Source organism: Salinisphaera sp. LB1 (genome assembly GCF_003177035.1).
Lineage (GTDB): Bacteria > Pseudomonadota > Gammaproteobacteria > Nevskiales > Salinisphaeraceae > Salinisphaera.
In genome coordinates, this window is record NZ_CP029488.1 from 1905811 (window position 1) to 1922548 (window position 16738).

The 16738-nt window shown below is 65.9% G+C and carries 15 protein-coding genes; 10 read left to right on the plus strand and 5 right to left on the minus strand.

From position 1 onward, the window contains the following. The first annotated feature begins 12 nt into the window (after positions 1-12). Positions 13-1425 carry a DUF2868 domain-containing protein gene (locus SALB1_RS08610; RefSeq protein ID WP_109993485.1) on the plus strand — a complete coding sequence of 471 codons (1413 nt, stop codon included), beginning with the start codon at positions 13-15 and terminating at the stop codon, positions 1423-1425. Continuing rightward, the gene (locus SALB1_RS08615) at positions 1409-2944 is read left to right on the plus strand and encodes a DUF3482 domain-containing protein (RefSeq protein ID WP_109993486.1); all 1536 of its coding nucleotides are present in this window, start codon (positions 1409-1411) and stop codon (positions 2942-2944) included. Before SALB1_RS08610 ends, SALB1_RS08615 begins: the two co-directional genes overlap by 17 nt. Positions 2945-2964: 20 nt before the next feature. Here the strand turns inward: SALB1_RS08615 and SALB1_RS08620 are convergent, their stop codons facing one another. The 3 genes from SALB1_RS08620 to SALB1_RS08630 form a co-directional block, all read right to left on the minus strand. Then, entirely contained in the window at positions 2965-3720 is a 756-nt protein-coding gene (locus SALB1_RS08620) for a thioredoxin domain-containing protein (RefSeq protein ID WP_109993487.1), read from the minus strand. A gap of 154 nt (positions 3721-3874) precedes the next feature. Next, entirely contained in the window at positions 3875-4573 is a 699-nt protein-coding gene (locus SALB1_RS08625; RefSeq protein WP_109993488.1) for a hypothetical protein, read from the minus strand. Positions 4574-4656: 83 nt separating this feature from the next. After that, positions 4657-5538, minus strand: coding sequence for a LysR substrate-binding domain-containing protein (locus SALB1_RS08630; protein ID WP_109993489.1), 882 nt, complete (start codon positions 5536-5538; stop codon positions 4657-4659). Between the two features lie 106 nt (positions 5539-5644). On the opposite strand from SALB1_RS08630, the gene SALB1_RS08635 reads away from it, so the two are divergent. From SALB1_RS08635 to SALB1_RS08645, 3 genes are all read left to right on the plus strand, one after another. Further along, positions 5645-6817: a TDT family transporter gene (locus SALB1_RS08635; protein ID WP_109993490.1), complete on the plus strand. Its 1173-nt coding sequence runs from the start codon at positions 5645-5647 to the stop codon at positions 6815-6817. Between the two features lie 166 nt (positions 6818-6983). Next, positions 6984-7382 carry a fluoride efflux transporter CrcB gene (gene crcB / locus SALB1_RS08640; protein WP_109995350.1) on the plus strand — a complete coding sequence of 133 codons (399 nt, stop codon included), beginning with the start codon at positions 6984-6986 and terminating at the stop codon, positions 7380-7382. After that, entirely contained in the window at positions 7379-7696 is a 318-nt protein-coding gene (locus SALB1_RS08645; RefSeq protein ID WP_109993491.1) for a DUF190 domain-containing protein, read from the plus strand. The genes crcB and SALB1_RS08645 overlap by 4 nt, the downstream gene beginning before the upstream one ends. Positions 7697-7872: 176 nt before the next feature. Here SALB1_RS08645 and SALB1_RS08650 read toward each other — a convergent pair whose 3' ends face one another. After that, positions 7873-8529, minus strand: a complete 657-nt coding sequence (locus SALB1_RS08650) for an HAD-IA family hydrolase (protein WP_109993492.1) — start codon at positions 8527-8529, stop codon at positions 7873-7875. A 241-nt stretch (positions 8530-8770) separates the two neighbouring features. Between SALB1_RS08650 and SALB1_RS08655 the strand changes: the two genes are divergently transcribed. From SALB1_RS08655 to SALB1_RS08670, 4 genes are all read left to right on the plus strand, one after another. Then, positions 8771-9241 carry a GbsR/MarR family transcriptional regulator gene (locus tag SALB1_RS08655; RefSeq protein WP_109993493.1) on the plus strand — a complete coding sequence of 157 codons (471 nt, stop codon included), beginning with the start codon at positions 8771-8773 and terminating at the stop codon, positions 9239-9241. A gap of 93 nt (positions 9242-9334) precedes the next feature. Continuing rightward, entirely contained in the window at positions 9335-10594 is a 1260-nt protein-coding gene (locus SALB1_RS08660; protein WP_109993494.1) for a DUF445 family protein, read from the plus strand. A gap of 91 nt (positions 10595-10685) precedes the next feature. Next, a complete protein-coding gene (locus tag SALB1_RS08665; RefSeq protein ID WP_145961286.1) occupies positions 10686-11411 on the plus strand; it encodes a hypothetical protein in 726 nt (241 codons plus the stop codon). 136 nt (positions 11412-11547) lie between these two features. Further along, positions 11548-13371 carry a long-chain-acyl-CoA synthetase gene (locus SALB1_RS08670; RefSeq protein ID WP_109993496.1) on the plus strand — a complete coding sequence of 608 codons (1824 nt, stop codon included), beginning with the start codon at positions 11548-11550 and terminating at the stop codon, positions 13369-13371. Between the two features lie 9 nt (positions 13372-13380). Here SALB1_RS08670 and SALB1_RS08675 read toward each other — a convergent pair whose 3' ends face one another. Next, positions 13381-14097, minus strand: a complete 717-nt coding sequence (locus SALB1_RS08675; protein WP_255414537.1) for a TetR/AcrR family transcriptional regulator — start codon at positions 14095-14097, stop codon at positions 13381-13383. A 135-nt stretch (positions 14098-14232) separates the two neighbouring features. Between SALB1_RS08675 and SALB1_RS08680 the strand changes: the two genes are divergently transcribed. Then, positions 14233-16731 carry an acyl-CoA dehydrogenase gene (locus SALB1_RS08680; protein WP_109995352.1) on the plus strand — a complete coding sequence of 833 codons (2499 nt, stop codon included), beginning with the start codon at positions 14233-14235 and terminating at the stop codon, positions 16729-16731. Positions 16732-16738: the final 7 nt, after the last annotated feature.

The window sequence follows — 16738 nt, forward strand, 5'->3', positions numbered from 1 at the left end:
TAGAATGAGGGCATGAACCCTTCCCGATGGTCCGGCGCGCGCTGGCAACTCGCCGATTTGCTCGACTTCGAGGCCCTGTTGGCCGGCGGCGAGCGGGTGGATGAGCGCGAGCGACTGATCTTCGCGCGCGATATTCGCCCGCAACTGGCCGGGCTGCCGGACGATCGCCGTCGCGCCTTGGGTCTCCGGCTGTGGCTGATGCATTGTCGTGACCGGGCGCCGGACCGCATTTGGCCAAGCTGGGCCTGGTCGCGCCTGATCGACGTACTGGGCTGGCTGCTATTGGGCGGGTTCGCGCTGGCCGGCGCCATGCTGGCCTGGGGGTTGTGTCTCGGCAATGGCCAGCGTGTGCATGTGGTGATCTTCCTTGGCCTGACCGTGGCGTTGCCATGGGCCGGCTTCGTGCTGTTCTCGCTGGCGCGTTTGATCGGCCGCAACGCTGGCGCGCCGTGGTTGATCCGAGTGCTCCGGCGTCCGGCCCTAGCCCGATTGGCCGGCGATCGCGATCTGGCCCGCTGGGCGCAGGCGTTCACCGATTCGCGCGCCGCGCGCCGGGCGGCCACCGCGCGCGCCGGGCGCTTGCTGCAATGGGGCGGGCTCGGCTTTTCGCTGGGCGTGGTGTGTGCGTTCCTGATCAGTCTGATGATCTTCGACGTGCGCTTTTACTGGGAAGCCACGCCGAACAACACCGGGCTGATGAACAGCGCGGTGAGCACGCTGGCTGCGCCCTGGGCCGGAATCTGGCCCGCGGCGGTGCCCGGCGACAGCGACGTGCGCGCCAGCCGGTTGTCCGGCACGGCCGGCCAGCAACCGCCGGGCGGTGCGGTGGCGGGCGCCTGGTGGCGCTTCCTGGTGATGACCGTGCTGGTTTGGGGCACATTGCCGCGTTTGTTGCTGATCGCACTGTTTGCCGCGCGCGAACGGTGGGCGCTGGCGCGGCTTGATTTTCAGGCCCCGCGGCATCGTGCGCTGTGGCGTGCGCTGGCCGGTGTTACCCGCGGCGCGGTGGCCGAATCGAGCGCCGATGGCGCGCTCGTGCTCGATGTCGGTGGCCACGATATCGACGGCGGGGCGATTCGTGGGTTTCTTCTGCGCCGCCTGCGGCTGAACCCGCAAGCCACGCAGCGCGTGAGCGTACTCGATGCCGATGCCGAAGAGGCCGCCGACCGTGCTTTGGCCCACTCGCCCGGCCATGTCGTTCTGGTGGCGCCCGACTGGGCGTTGTCGCCGCGCTCGGCCGAACGCCTGCAGGCGCGCGTGCGCGCGACCGCCGGCCGGGCCACGCCGATCACCTGGGTGATCGTGGCCGACGACGACGGCACGCCCGGCGCGCCCGAGGCCGGGAATATGGCCCGCTGGACCGCGTTCGTCGACGGCCTGCGCGATCCCGCCACCGAAATCACGGCCTATGATCCTGCCGCGTAATCCGGATCGCGAAGCCGGGCCCGTCTGGGTATCGCCCGGGGTGCCGACCTTCGCCGTGGTCGGCAAGGTCAACATGGGCAAATCGGCCGTGCTCGCCACTCTGCTCGAGGAAGACGACGATGCGATCATCCGGATTTCGGCCGAGCCGGGCGAGACCACGCGCTGTCAGCGCCTGTCGCTGGTGCTGGACGGTATCGAGCGGCTGCGTTTCATCGACACGCCGGGGTTCCAGCAGCCGATCGAGGCGCTGCGCGCGATCCGGGCGCTGGCGGCCGATCCGGCGCGTGGTCCCGGGCCGGAAACGCTGGCCGCCTTCGTCGATCGTTATCGCGACTCGAACGAATTCGTCGACGAATGCCGACTGCTGGCGCCGCTGATCGAGGGCGCCGGCGTGCTCTATGTCGTGGACCCGGACGTGCGGCTACACGATGCCTTCATCGCCGAGATCGAGATCCTGCGTCTGTCAGCCGGGCCGCGGCTGGCGGTGCTCAACCCGCATCATCGCGAGACCGAGGTCCGGCCCGGGCGCCATGCCGAGGCCTGGCGGACCGAACTCGGCAAGTCGTTCAACCTGGTGCGAACCTTCGATGCGTTTGCCGCGCGTTTTACCGCCCGCCGCGAACTGCTGGCCGCGCTCAATCGCATCGATGAGCGCGACCACGATCATCTGAATGCCACCATCGCGCTGCTCGATGCCGAGTGGCAACAACGACGCGAAGAGGCGGCGGAGCGTATTCAGGCGTTTCTACGCGCAGCGCTCACGCTGCGAGAGCAGGCCGATTACGCCGACGGCGAGTTGCCCGAGGCAGCCCGGCGCGCCGCCATCGCCGAGGCGGGACGGCGCTACTACGCTCGTATCGCCGAGTTGGAGCGTGATGCCGCGAATGCGTTGCTGGATTTGTACCGCCATCGGCATACGCGGGCGGCCACCGCCGCGGCGCCGGTCGGCGAGGGGCTGGATCTGGCGCACGATGAAACCTGGCGCCGTTTCGGGCTGACCCGACGCCAGCTCACCTTCGCCGGCGTGGCGGTGGGCGCCGGCGCCGGTGTTTCCGTGGACGCGGGCACGCTCGGCCATACACTCGGGTTGGGCACGCTGATTGGTGGCGGTGTGGGCGGTGCGCTGGCTTATTTCAAGGGCGATGCGCTGCCCACGCTCAATGTCTCGCTCGGCCGGCCGGGCGCGCTGGTGGGCGGCGGACGGCGGATTACGCTCGGCCCGCCCAAGAACCCCAACTTTGCGTGGATTCTGCTGGATTCGGTGCTGATCCGGTATCGGGCCATCATCGAGCGCACCCATGCTGCGCGCGATGTCGGTGAACTGGCGGCGGGCGCGGCCGACGGCGCCCGCCGCAAGGCCGGCGCCATCGTGCACCGGCTCGATTCGGATCGCCAGAAACGCCTGGCGCGCTGGTTTCGCGCCGTCGCCAAGAGCCGCGGCAGCGAAGAACGCGATGCCGAGGCCCGCGCCGTGATCGAAGCCACGCTGGCCGAGATCGAGGCCCGACCCGAGCCATAAGGCCCGGTGGTGCGACCGGGCTATTGCCCGGCGCTACCCTGCGAGCCGCCGTCGGCGCCTGCCGCCGACAGCGCATCGTCGATCGCATTCTTGAGCTTGTCGTAGCTGGGCCCGCCGATGAACTCGGTGTTGCCGACCAGTACGGTCGGCGTGGCGCGCAGCTTGACCAACTTGCCGGCGTCGCGCTCCTTGTTGATTGTGGGCAGCGGGGTATTGTTCTTCATACAGGCTTTGAGCTTGTCGGTATCGAGCCCGACCTCCACCCCCAGATCCAGAAACATCGAGCTTGGGTTGGATTGCTCGGCCCACTTCGACTGGGTGTGATACAGCCGGTCGTGATACGGCCAGAACTTGTCCTGGCGCGCGGCGCAGCGGGCGGCGATCGCCGCGGCCTGGGCGTGTTGATGCATGGCCAGCGGGAAGTCGAAGAAGATGAAGCGCACCTTGCCCGGATCGACGTATTTCTTGCGAATACGCTCTGCCGTGGGCTCGAAGTTGCCGCAGGCCGGGCACTGATAGTCGCCGAACTCGCGGATCGTGACCGGGGCGTTCGGGTTGCCGATGGATTCGCCCAGCTTGTCGTATTGGTGGCGCAGCGTATTCATAGTGGATGCGCTGAGCTGGCGGATGTTGCTGTTCGGCGAGGGGGCCGTCCGCTTGTTGCCGGTATAACTCATCACCAGGATCGCGACGATGATCAGCACCCCCACCGCGAGTACCGGGAAAAACAGAACGCCGAACAGACTGCTCTGATTGTTGTTGTTCTGCGGACTCATCCGCCGCTCCTTCGACTTGGGGTTACCGGATCGAGCGTTATTCTAGCCTGCGGCGCTCCCGGCGGTCAGCTACGTCCTGCCGTGCATGAAAAAGGGGCCGCGAACGGCCCCTCGGTGCGGACGGTAAGCGTCCGTGACGTGCTTTGGCGTGTTATCAGTTGTTGCCGGTCGCGTTGTCGACCTTGTTCGCGGCGTCGTTGGCGGCATTCGAGGCCTTGTCGCCGGCCTTGTCGGCCGCATTCGACATCTTGTTGCCGGCCTTGTGCGCGGCGTTGCTGGTAGCGCCGGCCGCCTTGTCGGCCTCGTTCTTGCTGCCGTTGACGATATTCGACGTGGTGTTTTCCACCTTGGTCCAGGCGCTGGAGGTCGCGTTCTTGGTCGCCTGCCAGGCCTGACCGGCCTGGTTCTGGGCGTTGGTCCACCAGGAGTCGCTGTAAACCGGTTCATTGCCCAGACCATTGCGCGTCATGTTGAGTTCGACGCGGTAGTCGGGCTTGGTTGCCTTGCCGGTCGTTTGGGTCCGTACCGTCAGCTGACTGGGTGCGACGACATAGCTCTTGCCGCCGAGCACGCCGAACTTGCCCTTGGTTTCGATCACGAAGTCCTGGATCTGCATGTTGTTACCGAGCAGCACATCATCCACTTCACCGATGGCGTCTTTGTCGTTGCCCTTGGCATAGACCGGCGCATCGAGCAGGCGATTGGCGGAATACATGCCCTGGGCCTGGGCCTGGGCAGAGGCCATGCCCTGGTTGTCCGTATTCGATGTATTGCTGTCGGCCAGGGCCGCGCCGGTGCTCGCGGCCAGTGTGAGTGCGGTCAGACCCGTGATGGCGGTGGTTTTAATGGTCATGCTTGTCCCTCTCATTCTTTACGAGGTGTTAATTGATACGCTGTCGACCCTAATGGAAGCGGTTGAACAGCAGCTGACCCGAATCAGTCGCTCAGGGCCTCGATCAGCCGCGCGATCAGGGGCGTGGGCCTGGCATTGGCGCGTTGTATCGACCACAGCGGCCGGGCGAAAACATGATCGCCCAGCGCGACGAAACGGATATCGCCGGCCGCGAGGGCGGACGCGGCAGCCGCGGCGCTGACGCACGCCAGGCCGGCGCCCGCGGCCACGGCCCGCACCTGGGCCCCGCTGTCGTCCACCACCAGCGCCGCGCCGGGGCGGGCCAGCCCGGCCAATCCCAGGCTCTGTTCGAATACGATGCGCGTGCCCGACCCGGCTTCACGCATCACCCAGGGCCAGTCGCCCAGATCGTCGGCTTCGATGCGCGCTGGCGCGCTCGGTGGGCCAATGATCTGCAGACGGTCAGTGCGCCAATGCGACGCCCACACATCCGCGCGCTGCGCAGGGCCTTCGATGAAGCCGAGGTCGGCTTCGCCGTCGGCGACACGCGCCTCGGCTGCCGCACTGTTGCCGGAACGCAAGGTGACGCGCAGGGCCGGGTTGGCCCGCGTCAGCCGGGCGATGGGCCCCGGCAACAGATAGCGGGCGATGGTGCTCGAGGCAGCGATGTGGACTGGGCCGCTCAGGGCGGCGCCCGGATCGCCATGCAGCCGAACCGCGAGCGTGGCGAGTTCGGCGCGCGTGGCCTCGGTGAGCGCCAGCAGTCGATGCGCAGTGGGCGTGGCGACAATCGTGCGGCCGCGACGTTCGAACAATGTAACGTCCAGCGCTTCGGCCAGTTCGCGCAGCGCCTGGCTGACCGCGGCCTGGCTCAGATGCAGGGTACTGGCCGCCGCACGCACCTGGCCGGCGTGCATGACCGCGGCGAAGATTTCGAGCTGGCGTAGGGTGAAGCGAATCGGCATCCGTGGATAGTTTGGTAAAACCGAACGGATAGTCAATAAAAATTCGATTTTATCGACGCGCCGCGCGGCGCATGATTCGTGCATCCATTCGCCGACGCATCCACCCATGTCCCTTTCTCGGCCCCTGAACCAACTGGCGCGGCCCGGCGAGGTCGTGCGTCAGTTCACGCCCAACTGGTTCACCGCCACCATGGGCACCGGCATCCTGGCGCTGGCGCTCGACATGCTGCCCGGGCACCTGCCGTGGCTCGCCGCGCTCGCCGAGGGGCTGTGGTGGTTCAACATGGGGCTGTTCGCGCTGTGTTCGATTCTCTACGGCGCGCGCTGGGTGCTGTATTTCGACCAGGCACGGCGCATCTTCAGCCACGGCACCATGTGCATGTTTCTCGGCGCGATCCCGATGGGGCTGATCACGATCGTGAATGGCTTTCTGGCGTTCGGCATCGCGCACTGGGGCGGCATCGCGGTGCGTATCGCCGCCGATCTGTGGTGGCTGGATGCCGCCATGGCGCTGGCCTGCGCCTGGTTCGTGCCGTTTTTGATGTTCACGCGCCAGGACCATGCGCTGGAACGCATGACCGGCGTCTGGCTGTTGCCGATCGTCGCGGCCGAGGTGACCGCCGGCTCGGCCGGGCTGATCATTCCGCATCTCGGCGCGACCGCCGAGGCGCGAACGATGCTGTTCATCGGCTATGGCCTGTGGGCGACGTCGGTGCTGCCGGCGATGGGTATTCTGGTGATCCTGTTTCTGCGATTGGTGCTGCACCGGTTGCCGGGGCCCGACATGGCGGTCACCAGCTGGCTGGCGCTGGGTCCGCTGGGCACCGGCGCGCTCGGGTTGCTCACGCTGGGTGCGGCGGCGGGGCATGGACTCGCCGGCAGCGCCGGCGCCGCACTCGCCCAGGTCGCCCATGGCGCGGGTGTGATCGGCGCGGCGATTCTCTGGGGCTATGGCCTGTGGTGGTGGGTGATCGCCATGCTGGCGACGATCCATCATCTGCGCGGCGGATTGCCGTTCAACATGGGCTGGTGGGGTTTCACCTTTCCGCTGGGGGTGTATGCGGTGGCCACGCTGGATCTGGGAACCGAAACCGGGCTGGCGATGTATACCGTGCTGGGCGTCTTTTTCGTCGGGCTGCTGGCGCTGTTCTGGCTGTTGGTGAGCGCGCGTACGCTGGCCGGCGCGTATCACGGCCGGCTGTTTCAGGCGCCGTGTCTGATGCCGGAGGCCGGCGGGCGTGAGTCCGCGCCCGGCAGTACGTTGGCATCGCCGGCCTAGGCGGGCGAGAATACGGCATGCACACAGCGCACAAGTCTGCCGCGTGACCGATACGAGCAACGATTCGTACAGCGAGACGACCTACGACCCGCAGGCGCCGCATCCGCAGGGTCAGACTCGGGAATCGGAAAGCGGAGCCGAGTATGCCGAAGACAAGTCCATGCCGTTGATTCATTCCATGCTTGCCATCGCCCTGGGCGCGGCGATCGGCGCGAACCTGCGCTGGGCCATCGGGCTCGGCCTCAACAGCTATCTGCCCACGCTGCCTCCGGGCACGCTGGTGGCCAATCTGCTGGGTGCGTTTCTGATCGGTCTGGCGATCGCGACCTTCACCGCGATTCCCGAGCTGTCATCGTTCTGGCGGCTGATGATCGTCACCGGCTTTCTGGGCGCGCTGACGACCTTTTCCACTTTTTCCGCGGAAATATTCACCCAGATTCAGGACGGGCGGCTGTTGTGGGCCTTCGCCGGAATCGCGGTCCACGTGGTCGGCTCTTTGATCATGACCGGGCTGGGCATGGCCACGTTTGCCGGCCTGCGTCATCTCACCGGAGCGACGTCATGAAAGGATTCGAACTGATTTTCATCGCACCGCGCTCGCGTCGGCACAACGGCGAGCCGGTGCTCGATTCGATTGCGAGCCTGGCGCGCTCGCAGGGCATCACGCGCATGACCCGGCGCGACGATATCGAGGGTGTTGGCGCGAACGGGCATGTGCATTCCGCGCATTTCTTCGAGGCCACCGACGAGCCCCAGGAGTTGATGTTCGTGCTCGACGGCGGCGAGACGGACAAACTGATCCGGGCGGTGGAAGAAGCTGAATTGCCGGTGTTCTGCATGCGCCGACAGATCGACTACTGGCAGTTCGGCGCGAACTGATTATTAATCCGGCATCAAAACAGCTGACTTCATCAGCTGTTTTCAACGCCTTCAAAAATAAAAGCCGGCGCCTGTCCGTCTTTTATTTTCAAAGGCTTCGCGGCCAATGGCCGCGGCGAGCATGCGGTCGCATACTCGCGCTATTAACCCGAAAAATCATCTATTTTTGTGCCGGGTTAATAGCGACCGAGCAGGCGCGGCAGTTCGCCGAAATCGGTGAAGCGCACCAGATCGGCATCCGGATGATCGCCGATCGTGCGGCGATGATCGTAGCCGAACACGCGCATGCCGGCGCGGCGCGCGGCCTCGACCCCGGGGTCGCTATCCTCGATCACCGCACAGTGTTCCGGGGCGACGCCCAGGGCGTGCGCCGCGTGCAGGAACAGATCGGGTTCGGGTTTCCAGGCTTCGATGTCGTAGGCCGAAAACACCAGGTCACCGAAATAGTCGGCCAGCCCGGTCACGCGCAGCGCCGTGGCCAGCTTGCCCGGAGGCCCGGACGAGGCCACACAGCGTGGGCTGCCGATCGCTTCGATGGCCGCGTGAACCCCCGGAATCGCCTGCAGTTCGCGTTCGAACACGCCGCTGGCGTAGGCGCGGTAGCGCGTGGTGAAGTCCGCGCCGAGGTCGATGCCGTGGCGGGCCGCCAGGGTGTCGCACATGTCGGCAAACTTGCCGCCGCGGAACTCGGCTTCCACCGCGACCGCATCCAGATGGATGCCGTGGTCGGCCGTGATCATGTCCACCATGCAGCGGGCGTTGAGCAGTTCGCTGTCGACAAGCGTGCCGTCGCAGTCGTAGATGACGGCGGCGATGGGTCGGGCCTCGGCCATGGTCGGCGGTCCTCGCTATGATGAAGCCGTAAAAGCGCCGGGGCAGTGTAGCCCTCCGCCGTGGCCGCGGCGAGTCCGCGGCCGCCACGACACTCCGATGAGGGGCACCAGGGCGGCCGCCATGGCGTGGTGATTCGGGGGCACGACATGGCGAAAACGGCCGCGACGCGCATCCGGTCGTGGGCAGGGGCGCGGCGTCCATCAATTGACGCATGGGCGGGCGGTCCATAATCTTGCCCGGATGTCGGATGACGAACGCGCGATCTCGGCCTTTATCGAACGCATGGGCCTATCCGCCCAGGGCGACGGCATGCCGCGGATCGCAGGTCGTATTCTCGGGTATTTCATCGTGCATGGCGGCCCGACCAGCCTGTCGGCGCTGGCGCGTGAGCTGCGGGTGTCACGGGCGAGTATCTCGACCAATGCCCGCATGCTGCGCGATCTGGGCGTGCTCGAGGCCACCGCCGTGCCGGGGGATCGCCAGGACTACTATCAGCTCGCGCCACGCCATTATCTGCGCGTGCTGGAAGGCTATATCGAGCGCATGGGCGTACTCAGCGAGTCATTGTCCACGGCCCAGGCCGAAATCGACGACAACCGCGAGGGTGCCCAGGCGCGTCTGGCCGACATGCACCGCTTCGTCGATGCCGCCCGCGCCCAGACCCGGGCGCTGATCGACAACCTGCGCGCCGATCCGGCCAACGACGACTGACGGACGTTCCCTCCGGGGCTGCTATGCTCGCCGGGCCGGTTTCCGGCAGGGCTGTAACCCCGCTTCCGGCAGGATTTTGACAATGAGCCGCGCATGACCGCCGACTGGTTGCATCTGAGCGCCGATACCTGGCGATATCTGTCGCTGCCGGTGATCAGCGCGCTGGTCGGCTACGTCACCAATGTGGTCGCGATCCGCATGATGTTCCATCCGATCGAGTTCATGGGCGTGGCCCGGCCCTGGCTCGGCTGGCAGGGCATCGTGCCGCGCAGGGCTTCGAAAATGACCGGCATCGCGGTCGATACCATCACCCGGTCGTTGATCACCGAGGCCGAGATGTTCGGCCGGCTCGATCCGCGTGAAGTGGCCACCGAGATCGAGGGGCCGCTGCTGGCCATGGTCGATGACGTCATCGAGACCGTGATGCACCGGCATTATCCCGTGCTCTGGCCGGCTGCGCCGGATGCGCTGCGCCGCGCGATTCACTATCGGCTGCGCGCGGCCGCGCCGCGGGTGGTGGCCGGGGTGATGCTGGAGGTGCGCGCCAACATCCGTTATCTGTTCGACCTCAAGGGCATGATCACGCGCATCCTGGTGCGCGAGAAGACGCTGCTCAACCGGGTGTTCAAGCAGGTCGGGCGCGATGAATTCATCTTCATCGGTCGCTCCGGGGCCTATTTCGGCTTCGCCTTCGGGCTGGTCCAGATGGTGCTGTGGATCTTCTTTCCGGCCTGGTGGGTGCTGCCCTTGTTCGGTTTGCTCGTGGGCTGGGCGACCAATTGGCTGGCGCTCAAGATGATCTTCCATCCCAAGCGCGGGTTCGATCTGGGGCCCTGGCGCATCCAGGGGCTGTTCTTCCGGCGCCAGAAACAGGTGGCGGCCGATTATGGCGGGCTGGTGGCCGATCACGTGATCACGCCGCACCATATCCTCGACGAGATCATGACGGGCCCCTACGCCGACAAGCTCATGGCCATCGTCCGGCACGAAGTGGGAGCCGCCATCGACGACACCATGCATTTTGCGCGACCGCTGATGCACTGGACACTGGGTGCGCGCGAGTACCGGCGGCTACGGGCCGATGCCGAGGGCGAAGTCGTCGCGCGCATGCCGGCCATCCTCGAGCGCCTGACCGGCTATGCCCAGCGGCGCATGGCGGTGCGCGAGACCCTGGTCACGCGGCTGCAGTCGCTCACGCCCGAACAGTTCGAGTCGATGCTGCGCCCGGCCTTCGAGGAGGACGAGTGGATTTTGATCGCGGTCGGCGCCGCGCTGGGGTTCGCCGCGGGCTGGATCCAGCTGATCTTCGTGTTCTCCCGCGTGTTCGAACAGCATTTCGCTGCCCTGGGGTGATCGCGGGTGGGCTTGCAAGTTGTGGCCGGGGCGCCGACCCTGTCTCCATAGTCAGGGGGCGGCCGCGCCCCGCGCAACCGGTGTGAGGCCCATGGCCGCGAGTCGCTTGCCGAAAAAACGGGGGCCCCGTGCGCTCGATCGCCTGATGGGCGTGATTCGCGATGCCGAAGACTGGCCGGTGGCCGGATCCGCGGTGCGGCGGATGGCGGACGCCGAGACCTGGGCGCTGATCGAACTCAAGCAACGGCTGGACGAGCTGGGCGATTCGTCGCGCCCGCCGCGCGAGGCAGACCGGCCTGCGAGCGCCGCCGAAATCCTGGCCGACCTGGTGCGCCGTTCGCGCGGCATCGATCCGGATGCCGCACTCGATGCCCTCTATCGCCAGACGCTGTCGCAGTTGGTGCCCGACCAGGTCGCCATGCTCGATGTGCTCGCCGAACGCCGGGTCGCGCCGCTGTGTCATCTGGGGGCCAGCCGCCTGCCGGCCGGGCCGGTCAGCATCACCGTGCTATCGAACGCCAGCTCGCTCGGGCGCGAGGCCGGTGTACTGCTGCGTGAATACGTGCCGCAGTACATGACCCAACTACTCGCGCTAGGTCTTTTGCAGGCTGGGCCCGAACAAGACACGCTCGAGCCCGAATATGAGCTGCTCATGGCCGACACTCAGCTACGCGAGATGCGCGAGCATGTGCGCGCGAGCCTGCGCCTGTACCCGCGGACCCTGCGTGCCTCGGTCAGCCTGAGCGACTACGGGCGTGCGCTGTGGCGCGACTGCCGGCCCGCGGCCGAGGGGCTGATACAGCAGGGCCGGTACTAGAATGCAATCCACGGGCCCGGCGATCCACGCATGCCTGGACGACGGCCGCGATCGCGGACACACTGTCGCAGGTTACGGAAAATAATAATTTTCGGTTAGGTGCTGTGAAACAGCGCCGAGTCGGAGGAAGTGCTGCATGAGCGACAGTCAACGCTCGATCGTCACTGCCTGGGATGTCGTCAAGCCCACGCGGGATCAGTTCGAAAATCTGGGGGCGGTGGCGCGTGGCATTGGCATGCTGGTGCGCTCGCGGTTTCGTGATCGGCTGACCATCGCCACCCTGATCGAGGCCCATGCGGCGCACCGCCCGCAGCACCCGGCCCTGGCGTTCGAGGGGCGCGAATGGACTTATGCCGAGTTCAATGCCGCCGCCAATCGGTTGGCGCGTGTGCTCGCGGCGGCCGGCATCGGGGCGGACGATGTGCTGGCCCTGCTGGTCGACAACCGTCCGGAAACCCTCATGCTGGTCGCCGCCGCTGCCAAGCTCGGTGCGGCGGCGGCGATGTGCAACACCAAACAGCGTGGCGATGTGTTGGCCCACAGCCTGGCCACGGTCAAGCCAAGCGCGATCGTGGTCGACACCGAGTTGGCCTCGGCGTTTGCCGAGGTGCGGGGCGATGCGCGGCTGACGGGCCTGTCCCGGGTCTGGCAGTTGCCGCAAGGCCGGGGCGATGCGGCCATCGATGGCGCAACCGATATGACGGCCGCGGCGGCCGGCGAATCCGGCGGCAATCTCGACGCCTCGGTCGAGGTCGCCAGTACCGCCACCTGTTTCTATATCTTCACCTCGGGCACCACCGGACTGCCCAAGGCCTCGCGCATGAGCCATCGGCGCTGGCTGCGTGGCGGCGCCGGGCTGGGCCTGCTCGGCCTGCGGCTGACGGCCGAGGATCGCCTGTATTGCGCCCTGCCGCTGTATCACAACAACGCCCTGACCGTGTCCTGGGCCTCGGTGTTGTGCGCCGGCGCGACGTTCTGTCTGGCGCGCAAGTTCTCGGTGTCGCGGTTCTGGGACGATATCCGGGCGAGCCGCGCGACGGTGTTTTCCTACATCGGCGAGCTGTGTCGCTATTTGCTTGCGGCCGATGACGGCACCGGCGATCGCGATCATCGGGTGCGTGCGGTGATCGGCAATGGGTTGCGCCCCGACATCTGGGACGACTTCAAGGCCCGTTTCGGGATCGAACGGATCTGCGAGTTCTACGGCGCCAGCGAGGGCAACCTGGTCTTCGTCAACGGTTTCAACATGGATCGTACGGCCGGCTTCTGCCCGTTGCCGTTCGCGGTCGTGGCCTACGATGCCGACACGGAACAACCCGTGATTGACGACAACGGGCGCATGCGCGAGGTCGGCCGGGGCGAGGTCGGGCTGTTATTGAACAAGGTCACCGATTTCGCCCCTTTCGAGGGATACACCGACGATGCTGCCGGCGAGAAGAAGCTGCACCGGGGCGTGTTCAAGGCCGGTGACTGCTATTTCGATACCGGCGATCTGGTCCGACGCCAGGGCATGCGGCATATCGCCTTCGTCGACCGTCTGGGCGATACCTTTCGCTGGAAGGGCGAGAACGTGGCGACCACGCAGGTCGAGAATGCGGTCAATGCCTTCGGCGGGGTGGCGGAATCGGTGGTCTACGGCGTGGAAATTCCCGGCGCCGATGGCCGGGCCGGCATGGTTGCAATCACCCCCGAGGGCGATCCCGAGCGTTTCGACTGGTCCGGCCTGGCGGCCCATTTGCATGCCGAACTGCCGGCCTACGCCGTGCCGGTGTTCGCCCGCTTCAAGCCCGAGGCCGATGTCACCGGCACCCTGAAGTACCGCAAGGTGGACCTCAAGAAGGACGGCTATGCGCCGGCATCCGGCGATACCGTCTATATGCTCACGCCCGGGCGCGATGCCTATCGCCCCCTGGATATGGCGACCCGCGAGCAATTGAACGCGGGCGAATTGTCCTTGTAGCCGGTGCTGTCAGCCGGGCGCTTGTTCGGCCGACGGCGCGTCGTCGGGCCGGTCCGTGGCTTCATAGTGCTGAGCGCCGAAGATCATGGCCCGGAACAGGATCTTGGCTTCGCGTGCCATCTCGGCGGCGCTCAGCCCGGTGTCCTCGGTCAGCCACTCGGCGACCAGCTCGTTGAACATGCCCACGAGTGCCACCCCCGGCAGGCGGTAGTTGCGCTCTGGGAGCATGCCGGATTCGGCCATCAGTTCAGCGTAGCGCTGGATGATGTCGGCCAGCGCGTGCGTCGTCTCCCGGCGTTTTTTCTCCATCGCCTCGGATACGCCCACCGCTTCGATGCAGATGATGCGCCCGCGTCTGGGATCGACCAGCAGGTAATGAATCGCCGATTCGATGGTATCGGCCACCCGTTGGGTGAGGGTGTCGCGCCCGCTGGTCAGCGACGCGCGAATGATGGTCTCCATTTCCGCGACTAGCGCGTCGTACACCGCGTGCAGGATGGATTCCCGCCCACCGAACTGTTCGTAGAAATGGCGTGTCGAGACTTTCGCCTGGCTGCAGACCGCCTCGATCGGCGTCGCAGCATAGCCGCGTTCGCCGAACAGCGCGGTGCCGGCGGCAATCAGCCGTTGGTGGCGTTGCCGGCGCAGTTCTTCGGCGGACAGGCCGCGATACCCGCGCTTGGGGCCGCGGTTCGAGGTCGTGCTTGTTCGGGCGGAGTCGGTCACGGGTGGGCCTGCTTGACGGCATTGATTCGGTTGGTATTATCTGAAAATCTGTCTTTTTGAAAAGGGCTTTCGACAAAATATTTGCCTGTATAAGGCATGCAAGCCCTTCGGTTTTCCTGTTTTGGCGAGGTCGCCATGTTCGGACTGGTCACGGCGCTGATTCTCATCGGTTTGTATTGGGCCCTGTGGTATCGCGGCATATCCTTGGCCATCTTTACGCTTATCACGGCTGGCGTGTTGGCAGCGTATTGGGCGCTGGGCTTCTATGGCCTCACCGGGCTGGGTATCGCCGCGGTGTTGTTCGCCATCCCGGCGATCGCGTTCAACCTGATACCACTACGCCGCGCCCTGATGAGCCGGCCGCTCTATGGTGTTTTCCGGCGCATCCTTCCGGAAATGGGGGCCACCGAAAAAGAAGCCATCGAAGCCGGCCAGGTCTGGTGGGAAGGCGAGCTATTCCGCGGCCGGCCGGACTGGAACCAGTTGCTCGACCTCAAACTCACGAAGCTCACCGAGGCCGAGCAGGCGTTTCTCGGCAACGAAACCGAACAACTCTGCGCAATGATCGACGACTGGGAGGTCAATTTCGAACTCAAGGATCTGCCCGACCCTGTCTGGGACTATATACGCAACAACCGCTTCTTTGCGATGCTCATTCCCAGGGCGCACGGCGGATTGGGCTTTTCGGCTTACGCGCAATCCTGTGTGGTGGCCAAGATCGCCACGCGTTCGCTGACGGCCGCGGTCACGGTCATGGTGCCGAACTCGCTCGGCCCCGGGGAGCTGCTGGTGCACTACGGCACGAAAGCGCAACAGGAACAATGGCTGCCGGGCCTGGCCAGCGGTCGCGAGCTGCCGTGTTTTGCGCTGACCGGTGTGGAGGTCGGCTCGGACGCCACCCAGATGCCGGATACCGGCATCGTCACAAAGCGTACGATCGACGGCGAGGACGTGCTCGGGTTGAGCCTGACCTTCAATAAGCGCTACATCACGCTGGCGCCGGTGGCGACCGTCATGGGACTGGCCTTCAAGCTCAAGGATCCGGATGGTCTGCTGGGCGATCCGGACAGGGTCGACTACGGCATTACCTGCGCGCTGCTGCCTACCGATACGCCGGGGGTCGAGATCGGCCGCCGGCATTATCCGGGGGCGGTGTTCATGAATGGCCCGATTCGCGGCCAGGACGTGTTCGTGCCGATCGATGCGATCATCGGCGGCCCTGAACAGGCCGGTAGGGGCTGGCGCATGCTGGTGGAATGCCTGTCGGCCGGGCGCGGCATTTCGCTGCCGGCACTGTCGACCGCCACCGGCAAGGGCATGTACGGCATCACCTCGGCCTATGCCCGCATCCGGCGTCAGTTCGGCACCGAAATCGGCAACTTCGAGGGTGTGCGCGAAGGCCTGGGCGTGATCGGCGGCTATGCCTATATCCTGGAAAACGTCCGCAATCTCACCGCTTCCGGCGTGGACTACTGCACACCGAGCGTAGTCACGGCGATGATCAAGTATCACTCGACCGAGATGATGCGCACGGTCATCAACCACGCCATGGACATCCATTCCGGGCGCGGCATCATCATGGGCCCGCGCAACTATCTGGCGGCGGCCTACCAGGCGCTGCCGGTGGCGATAACGGTCGAAGGCGCCAACGTGATGACGCGCAGCCTGATGATCTTCGGCCAGGGCGCGATCCGCTGCCATCCCTACGTGCTGTCGGAGATGGAGGCGGCGCACAATCCGGACTTCAAGGCCGGCCTGCGCACGTTCGACCGGTTGCTGTTCTCGCACATCGGTTATTCGATCAACCGCATGGTGCGGGCGTTCACGCTGGGCCTGACCGGCGCGCGCCTCGCGAAGGCGCCGGTAGACAACGCGATGAGCGGCTATTATCGGCATCTGGAGCGTTTTTCGGCCGCACTGGCGTTCTCGGCCGATGTCGCCATGGGCAGCCTGGGCGGCGCGCTCAAGCTCAGGGAATCGACCTCGGCGCGTCTGGGCGACGTACTGTCGCATCTGTACATGGCCTCGGCCACGCTCAAGGGCTTCGAGGCGCATGGCGGCACCGAGGAAGACAGCGTGCACGCCACCTGGGCGCTGGAATATCACCTGCATGCCATCGAGAGCGCGTTCCACGATTTCGTGCGTAATTATCCGATTGCCGCGCTGCGGCCGCTGCTTTCGGTGGTGGCGTTGCCGACCGGCCGTCGTTTTTCCGGACCGAGCGATACCCTGAACGGCCGGCTTTGCGACATGATGTCGGCCATGACACTCGATTCGGCTTTCGGCAAACGCATGAGCTACGACATATACGTCGGCCACGGCGAGAATGACCCGACCGGCCGGCTGATGGCCGCCTACGACAAGCTCCGGGAAGTCGACCCGTTCTATGGCGATTTCCTGCGCGGCGTCAAACACGGCGAGATCGCGGGCGCGACCGTTGAAGCGCAACTTCAGGATGCCGTCGCCCAGGGTCGTCTCGACGCGCAGCAGGCCGACCAGATTCGGGAATACGACAAGCGGCGTTATGACGTGCTGCTGACCGACGATTTCTCCAAGGAGTATCTGTTCAACCCGCATTCCGAGGAAGCGCGGCGCGCCGAGGCCGAGGCATCCGCGTGGCGCAAGGTGTCATGAATATTAC

Bases quoted from the DNA above. Each gene is read 5' to 3' on its own strand.
- SALB1_RS08610 (WP_109993485.1), top strand. From the start codon at position 13: ATGAACCCTTCCCGATGGTCCGGCGCGCGCTGGCAACTCGCCGATTTG.
- SALB1_RS08615 (WP_109993486.1), top strand. From the start codon at position 1,409: ATGATCCTGCCGCGTAATCCGGATCGCGAAGCCGGGCCCGTCTGGGTA.
- SALB1_RS08620 (WP_109993487.1), bottom strand. From the start codon at position 3,720: ATGAGTCCGCAGAACAACAACAATCAGAGCAGTCTGTTCGGCGTTCTG.
- SALB1_RS08625 (WP_109993488.1), bottom strand. From the start codon at position 4,573: ATGACCATTAAAACCACCGCCATCACGGGTCTGACCGCACTCACACTG.
- SALB1_RS08630 (WP_109993489.1), bottom strand. From the start codon at position 5,538: ATGCCGATTCGCTTCACCCTACGCCAGCTCGAAATCTTCGCCGCGGTC.
- SALB1_RS08635 (WP_109993490.1), top strand. From the start codon at position 5,645: ATGTCCCTTTCTCGGCCCCTGAACCAACTGGCGCGGCCCGGCGAGGTC.
- SALB1_RS08645 (WP_109993491.1), top strand. From the start codon at position 7,379: ATGAAAGGATTCGAACTGATTTTCATCGCACCGCGCTCGCGTCGGCAC.
- SALB1_RS08650 (WP_109993492.1), bottom strand. From the start codon at position 8,529: ATGGCCGAGGCCCGACCCATCGCCGCCGTCATCTACGACTGCGACGGC.
- SALB1_RS08655 (WP_109993493.1), top strand. From the start codon at position 8,771: ATGTCGGATGACGAACGCGCGATCTCGGCCTTTATCGAACGCATGGGC.
- SALB1_RS08660 (WP_109993494.1), top strand. From the start codon at position 9,335: ATGACCGCCGACTGGTTGCATCTGAGCGCCGATACCTGGCGATATCTG.
- SALB1_RS08665 (WP_145961286.1), top strand. From the start codon at position 10,686: ATGGCCGCGAGTCGCTTGCCGAAAAAACGGGGGCCCCGTGCGCTCGAT.
- SALB1_RS08670 (WP_109993496.1), top strand. From the start codon at position 11,548: ATGAGCGACAGTCAACGCTCGATCGTCACTGCCTGGGATGTCGTCAAG.
- SALB1_RS08680 (WP_109995352.1), top strand. From the start codon at position 14,233: ATGTTCGGACTGGTCACGGCGCTGATTCTCATCGGTTTGTATTGGGCC.